Source organism: Metapseudomonas resinovorans (assembly GCF_002003485.1).
Lineage (GTDB): Bacteria > Pseudomonadota > Gammaproteobacteria > Pseudomonadales > Pseudomonadaceae > Metapseudomonas > Metapseudomonas resinovorans_D.
Window position 1 is genome coordinate 21,237 of sequence record NZ_BDMA01000004.1, and the last position, 6,351, is coordinate 27,587.

Genomic DNA, 6,351 nt, shown 5'->3' on the forward strand with positions numbered 1-6,351 from the left:
TCGGAGGCCTCTGACGCACATTAGCCGGTCGCGCATTGCGTCACAAGTTCGTCGTTTTGCACCGCCAGTTTTTCGGCGCCTGTCACTGCCCTCGCAGACCGCTTCGTTCGCGCGCGCCTCAGTTCTCGAACTCAGCCTGCAGGGCAGCGCGCACGCAATGCAGCACGCCGTCGGGTACTCGGCCGGCAAACACCTGGGCCACGTCGGCAACCGGCGGCAGCTCGCCCTCGCCGTCGAGGAAGGCGTCCTGGATTTCGCCCAGCAGGTCCTCCGGCAAGTCCAGCGCCTGCTCCAGACTCAGTTGCTGATTGCCGATGGTCTCCGCCAGCAGGCTGTAGACGTTCTTTTCGCTGCAATTGAGCTGGCGGGCGATCTGCGCCGGGGTCATCCCCGCACGCGCCAGGCTCACCAGCTCATGACGCAGATCGGCCACGGCCCGCGGCGCTTCGGCGGCACCATTCAGCACCTCGAGGAAGGCTTCGCCGTAGCGCCCCAGCTTGCGCGCGCCTACGCCGCTGACCTGCGCCATGTCGGACAGGCTGCGCGGCTTGCTGCGAAGCATTTCCAGCAGGGTCGCGTCAGGGAAGATGACGTAGGGCGGCACGCTGTGCTCTTCCGCCAGCTTGCGGCGCAGTGCGCGCAGGGCTTCCCACTGCTCGCGCTCTTCACCCCGCACCAGCTGACTGGCGGCACTGGCAGCTGGCTTGGGCGCCTTGGTCGACAGGTCACGGCGCAGTTCCAGCTGCACCTCACCCCGCAGCAGCGGACGGCACGCCTCGGTCAGGCGCAAGCCGCCAAAGCCTTCCAGGTCCACGTCCGCCAGGCCACGGGCGACCAGCTGGCGGTAAAGGGTGCGCCATTCATTTTCGGAGAGGTTCTTCCCCATGCCGAACACGGACAGGTGCTGATGGCCAGAGGAACGCACCTTCTCGTTGTCACGCCCCAGCAACAGGTCCACCAGGTGGCCGACGCCATAGCGCTGGCCGCTGCGGTGGATGGCCGAAAGGGCCATGCGTGCCGGTTCAGTAGCGTCCCAGGTCTGTACGCCGTCGGTGCAGATGTCGCAGTGGCCGCAGGGCTGCGGCAGCACTTCGTCGAAATAGGTCAGCAGCGCCTGGCGGCGGCAGCGGGTTTCCTCGCACAGGGACAACATGGCATCCAGCTTGTGCTGCTCGATGCGCTTGTGACGTTCGTCCCCCTCGGAGTTGCTCAGCATCTGCTTGAGCAGCAGCACGTCCTGCAGGCCGTACGCCATCCAGGCATCCGCAGGCAGGCCATCACGGCCGGCGCGGCCGGTTTCCTGGTAATAGGCCTCGAGGGACTTGGGCAGGTCGAGGTGAGCGACGAAGCGCACGTTGGGTTTGTCGATGCCCATGCCGAAGGCGATGGTGGCGACCATGATCAGCCCTTCCTCATTAAGGAAGCGCTTCTGGTGATGGGCGCGCAGATCGTTGGATAGCCCCGCGTGATAAGGCAGCGCCGAGAAGCCCTGATCGGAAAGGAAAGACGCCACTTCCTCCACCTTCTTGCGCGACATGCAGTAGACGATACCGGCATCGCCACGGCGTTCGGCGAGGAACCCCAGCAACTGCTTGCGTGGCTGATCCTTGGCGACGATGCGGTAGAAGATGTTCGGCCGGTCGAAGCTGGAGAGGAAACGCTCGGCATTCTGCAGGTGCAGACGCTGGACCATTTCCTCGCGGGTGCGCATGTCAGCCGTGGCGGTCAGCGCCATGCGCGGAACATTGGGGAAGAGTTCGACCAACTGGCCCAGTTGCAGGTATTCCGGACGGAAATCGTGCCCCCACTGGGAGACGCAATGCGCTTCGTCGATGGCGAACAGGCCGATTTCCAGGCGCTGCAGGAACGCCAGCATGCGCGGTTGCACCAGGCGTTCGGGGGCGAGGTAGAGCAGCTTGATCTCGCCACGGCGGATGCGCTCGGCGATATCCCGCTGGGCCTCGGCCGACAGCATGGAGTTCAGCGCCACGGCCGGCACACCCAGCTCGTCCAGGGTGGCGACCTGGTCCTCCATCAACGCGATCAGCGGCGACACCACCACGGTCAGTCCGTCGCGCAGCAGCGCCGGCACCTGGAAGCAGAGCGACTTGCCACCACCGGTCGGCATCAGCACCAGGGCGTCGCCCCCGGAGGCCACACGTTCGATGATCGCGGCCTGATTGCCGCGAAAAGCGTCGTAGCCGAATACGTCTTTGAGGATGCGCAGTGCCTGATCGAGCATGGGGGTCTCCGGAGCAAGCCGCGCATTATACGTCAGCCGCGCCGGCAAGATGGCCACGCCCATCGCCCTCGCCTTTTGCCGCCAACCTCTCACTAGACTAGAATTCAGCGTCGTTTATTCCTCAAGGTAGTCCCACGATGTCCTTCGCTGAGCAACTGTCCCGCCTGCAAGCTTTTCTCGACGCCGATGACCTGCACGAGGAGGCTCTGGACTATGTGGCCACCCATGGCTACCTGACCGCCCTGTCGATCTGCCCGGACCAGGTGCCCGAGCGTGAATGGATCGACGCCCTGTTCGCCGAGCCGCCGCACTACCGCAGCGACGCCGAGTGCGAAGAGATCGAATCCACCCTGCTGGCCCTCCAGGCCCACATCGCCCGCCAACTGGCCAGCGATGAAGACCCCGAGATGCCCTGCGACCTGGACCTGGGCGAGGACCCGGACGATTCCGACCTGCGCGGCTGGTGCATCGGCTTCATGGAAGGCGTGTTCCTGCGCGAGGAAACCTGGTTCGAAAGCGCCGAGGAAGAAGTCAGCGAACTGCTGCTGCCGATCATGGTGGGTTCCGGCCTGTTCGACGAACAGCCCGAGTTCGCCGACATCGCCAAGGACCGCGACCTGGTGGACGAGATGATCGAGCAGATCCCCGAACTGCTGACCGCTCTCTTCCTGCTCTGCAACGCCCCGGAAGAAAAACCTGCCCTGCTCAAGCCCCGTCACCACTAAGGCGGTGCGGATGGCGCATAGCGATATCCAGCAGCAGCGCCACCCGGCGCTGCGCATGATCCTCCTGATCATCGGCTGGCTCAGCGTCGTCCTGGGCGTGATCGGCATTTTCCTGCCGGTACTGCCCACCACGCCTTTCCTGCTGCTCGCCGCGGCCTGCTTCGTGCGCAGTTCGCGGCGGTTCTACCTCTGGCTGGTGGAACACCCGAAGCTCGGCCCCTGGATCCGCGACTACCTGGAAGGCCAGGGCATCCCCCTCAAGGGCAAGGTCTACGCGCTGGTCCTGATGTGGGCCAGCATCACCCTCTCCTGCTTCCTCGTGCCGCTGCCCTGGGCTCGCGGCTTCATGCTCACCAGCGCCGTGCTGGTGAGCGTCTACATCCTTCGCCAGAAAACCCTGCGCAGCCACTGACAGCAACCCCGGCAAATCATCGATTCCCGCCTATGCTCTGAGCATCCTGGGCGGAGAGACGGCTGATGCGGCAACGCTGGGCGGCAATCGGACTGCGGCAACCCTCGTGGCTGGCATGGCAAGGCGGCTGCCTGCTCGCCGGCCTGCTGCTCTGCCTGACCAGCGTGCTGGCCAACTGGGATTTCGAGCTGATCCTGCAGAACGCCACCAAGCGTTATGGCGACCTGGGCCCGGCCAAGGCGCGCATCGTCGCCTGGAGCGAGTTGATCCAGGCCAGCGTCGACCTGCCCGAAGCCGAGAAGCTGACGGCCGTGAACCGCTTCTTCAACCGCCAGTTCCGTTTCACCGATGACATCCGCACCTGGCGCGAGAACGACTACTGGGCCACCCCCGTCGAGGCGCTGGTCAAGGGCGCAGGCGATTGCGAGGACTACTCCATCGCCAAGTACTTCACCCTGCGCCGTCTCGGCATTCCGGCCGAAAAGTTGCGCATCACCTACGTCAAGGCACTGCGCCAGAACCAGGCGCACATGGTGCTCACCTACTACAAGACCCCCACCGCCGATCCCCTGGTACTGGACAACCTGATCGGCGAGATACGCCCGGCCTCCCAGCGCACCGACCTGCTGCCGGTCTACGCCTTCAATGCCGAAGGCCTCTACACCGGTGCCAAGCGTGCCGGCGATACCAAGAAACTGTCGCGCTGGCAGGACCTGCTGAAAAAAATGAGAGCCGAAGGCTTCGCCATAGGAGAGGGTTAGCCCATGTCGTTACTCAAGCAACTGTTCCTGGCCATCTGCCTGCTGCTGGCACTAGCCTTCGCCGGCAGTTTCCTCGCGGGCGTGGAAAGCTCCCGCGAACAGCTGCTCAGCCAGTTGCGCTCCCATGCCCAGGACGCCGCCACTGCGCTCGGCCTGTCGATGACGCCCCATGTGGACGACCAGGCGATGATCGAGCTGATGGTCAGTTCGATATTCGACAGTGGCTACTTCGCCAGCATTCGCGTAGTGCGCATCCCCGATGGCGGCGTGATTGCCGAGCGTCGCACCACCACCACCAGCGATCAGGTGCCCGGATGGTTCGCCCATCTGGTCAACCTCCGACCGCAGGGCGGCGACGCGCTGATCATGCGTGGCTGGCAGCAGGCGGCGCGGGTTGAAGTACTGAGCCACCCGCAATTCGCCCTGGCCAAACTCTGGGACAGCGCCATCGGAAGCCTGGCCTGGCTGCTGCTCTGTGGCGTGGTCAGCGCACTGGCCGGCGCCTGGCTGCTGCGCACCCAGCTGCGACCGTTGGACAACATGGTGCAGCAGGCCGAAGCCATCAGCCGACGCGAGTTCCTCGCCCTGCCCAAGGTGCCGCGTACGCCCGAACTGCGTCGCGTGGTGCTGGCGATGAACCAGATGGTGGACAAGCTGCGCAACCTTTTCGCGGAAGAAGCCGCGCGCAGCGAACGCCTGCGCGAGGAAGCCTATCAGGACAGCCTCACGGGGCTGGCCAACCGTCGCCAGTTCGATATCCGCCTGGCCAACCAGTTGGTCCCCAACGACCAGAACGCCGCTGGCTACCTGCTGTTGCTGCGGGTCAACGACCTTGGCGGGCTCAACCAGCGCCTCGGTGGCCAGCGCACCGACGCGCTTATCCGCGACGTAGGGGAAATCCTCGAAAACCTGGTAAAACAGCGCGGCAATCCGGACTGGCTGGCCTCGCGCAGCCGGGGCGGCGAATTCGCGCTGCTCTCTCCCGGGCTCACCGGCGAAGACACCGAGCAACTCGCCGCGACGCTCGCCGCCCAGCTGGAAAACCTGCACGCGATCGGCGCCAGCGACCGCAGCCCGGTCGCCCTGCTCGGCATCGCTCCCTATCGACCGGGGGAAGACATCCAGCGGGTCATGGGCCGCGCTGATCAGGCCCTGGCCCAGGCAGCGCAGAGCACGGAACGTCCCTGGGTGCGCCTGGACGATTTCGACGCTGCGCCGGGGCAAAGCCTTCATGACTGGCGGGCGTGGATCGACGAGGCACTGAACAAGGGCAAACTGCGCCTTTACTTCCAGCCGGTGGGCCTGTGCACCAATACCGAGGAAACCCTGCACCACAAGGTCCTTGCGCGCCTGCTCGACCCTCAGGGCGAAGCGGTGCCCGCAGGTCGCTTCCTGCCGTGGATCGAACGCCTCGGCTGGGCCGCACGCTTCGACTTGGCGATGCTGGAGCACTGCCTGGCGCACCTGCAGCAAACGCCGTCCCCCATCGCCCTGAGCCTGTCCGCCGTCAGCCTGCAACCGGGAGACCATCGCGAACGCCTGCTCGCCCTGCTCAAGTCCCACCCGCAACAGGCGACGCTGCTCACCCTTGAGCTGGACGAACGCCACCTGCCGCCGGCCAACGAACTCGGCCAGGTCTGCCAGGCGATCCGTGAAACCGGCTACAGCGTCGGTCTGCAGCATTTCGGCGGCCGCTTCAGCCTGATCGGCAACCTCGCCCACCTGGGCCTCGCCTACCTGAAAATCGACGGCACCTACATCCGCGCCATCGACCAGGAAAACGATAAGCGCCTGTTCATCGAAGCCCTGTTCCGCGCCACCAACAGCATCGACCTGCCCCTGATCGCGGAGATGGTGGAAACCCAAGGCGAACTGGACGTATTGCGGGAGCTGGGAATCCAGGGCGCCATGGGCCGACTGATTGGAGCTCCAGCGCCGTGGCATGAGTAAGCGGGCGCCGGCTGATCGCTGCGGCAACAGGATGAACTCGGTGCCTCTGTAGGAGCGAGCTCTGCTCGCGAAGGATCGTGCTCGGACTGTTCAAGCTCGCTCCTACAAATAAGGGCCAGGCGCGGGCTGATCGCTGCAGCAGGAGAACTCGGTGTCTCTGTAGGAGCGAGCTCTGCTCGCGAAAGATCCCGCTCGGCCCGTTCGCGAGCAAGCTCTGAAGTGGCCTAATGATTCTGGACACCCCGATAGGGCGTTAAGCTG

General features: G+C 65.0%; 5 protein-coding genes. 4 read left to right on the plus strand and 1 reads right to left on the minus strand.

Annotated features, from left to right (window positions below):
- Window positions 1-118 precede the first annotated feature (118 nt).
- On the minus strand, window positions 119-2,242 hold the full coding sequence (gene recQ, locus MnOB_RS01155; RefSeq protein WP_077521035.1) for a DNA helicase RecQ: 2,124 nt from the start codon (window positions 2,240-2,242) through the stop codon (window positions 119-121).
- A gap of 137 nt (window positions 2,243-2,379) precedes the next feature.
- On the opposite strand from recQ, the gene MnOB_RS01160 reads away from it, so the two are divergent.
- From MnOB_RS01160 to lapD, 4 genes are all read left to right on the plus strand, one after another.
- Entirely contained in the window at window positions 2,380-2,967 is a 588-nt protein-coding gene (locus MnOB_RS01160) for a UPF0149 family protein (protein ID WP_077521038.1), read from the plus strand.
- Between the two features lie 10 nt (window positions 2,968-2,977).
- Window positions 2,978-3,379: a YbaN family protein gene (locus tag MnOB_RS01165; RefSeq protein ID WP_077521041.1), complete on the plus strand. Its 402-nt coding sequence runs from the start codon at window positions 2,978-2,980 to the stop codon at window positions 3,377-3,379.
- Window positions 3,380-3,444: 65 nt separating this feature from the next.
- Window positions 3,445-4,140, plus strand: a complete 696-nt coding sequence (lapG, locus tag MnOB_RS01170) for a cysteine protease LapG (protein ID WP_077521044.1) — start codon at window positions 3,445-3,447, stop codon at window positions 4,138-4,140.
- 3 nt (window positions 4,141-4,143) lie between these two features.
- Window positions 4,144-6,090 carry a cyclic di-GMP receptor LapD gene (lapD, locus tag MnOB_RS01175; RefSeq protein WP_077521047.1) on the plus strand — a complete coding sequence of 649 codons (1,947 nt, stop codon included), beginning with the start codon at window positions 4,144-4,146 and terminating at the stop codon, window positions 6,088-6,090.
- The last annotated feature ends 261 nt before the right edge of the window (window positions 6,091-6,351 follow it).

Excerpts from the sequence above, each read along its gene's own strand:
- recQ (WP_077521035.1), bottom strand. The coding sequence starts at position 2,242 with ATGCTCGATCAGGCACTGCGCATCCTCAAAGACGTATTCGGCTACGAC.
- MnOB_RS01160 (WP_077521038.1), top strand. The coding sequence starts at position 2,380 with ATGTCCTTCGCTGAGCAACTGTCCCGCCTGCAAGCTTTTCTCGACGCC.
- MnOB_RS01165 (WP_077521041.1), top strand. The coding sequence starts at position 2,978 with ATGGCGCATAGCGATATCCAGCAGCAGCGCCACCCGGCGCTGCGCATG.
- lapG (WP_077521044.1), top strand. The coding sequence starts at position 3,445 with ATGCGGCAACGCTGGGCGGCAATCGGACTGCGGCAACCCTCGTGGCTG.
- lapD (WP_077521047.1), top strand. The coding sequence starts at position 4,144 with ATGTCGTTACTCAAGCAACTGTTCCTGGCCATCTGCCTGCTGCTGGCA.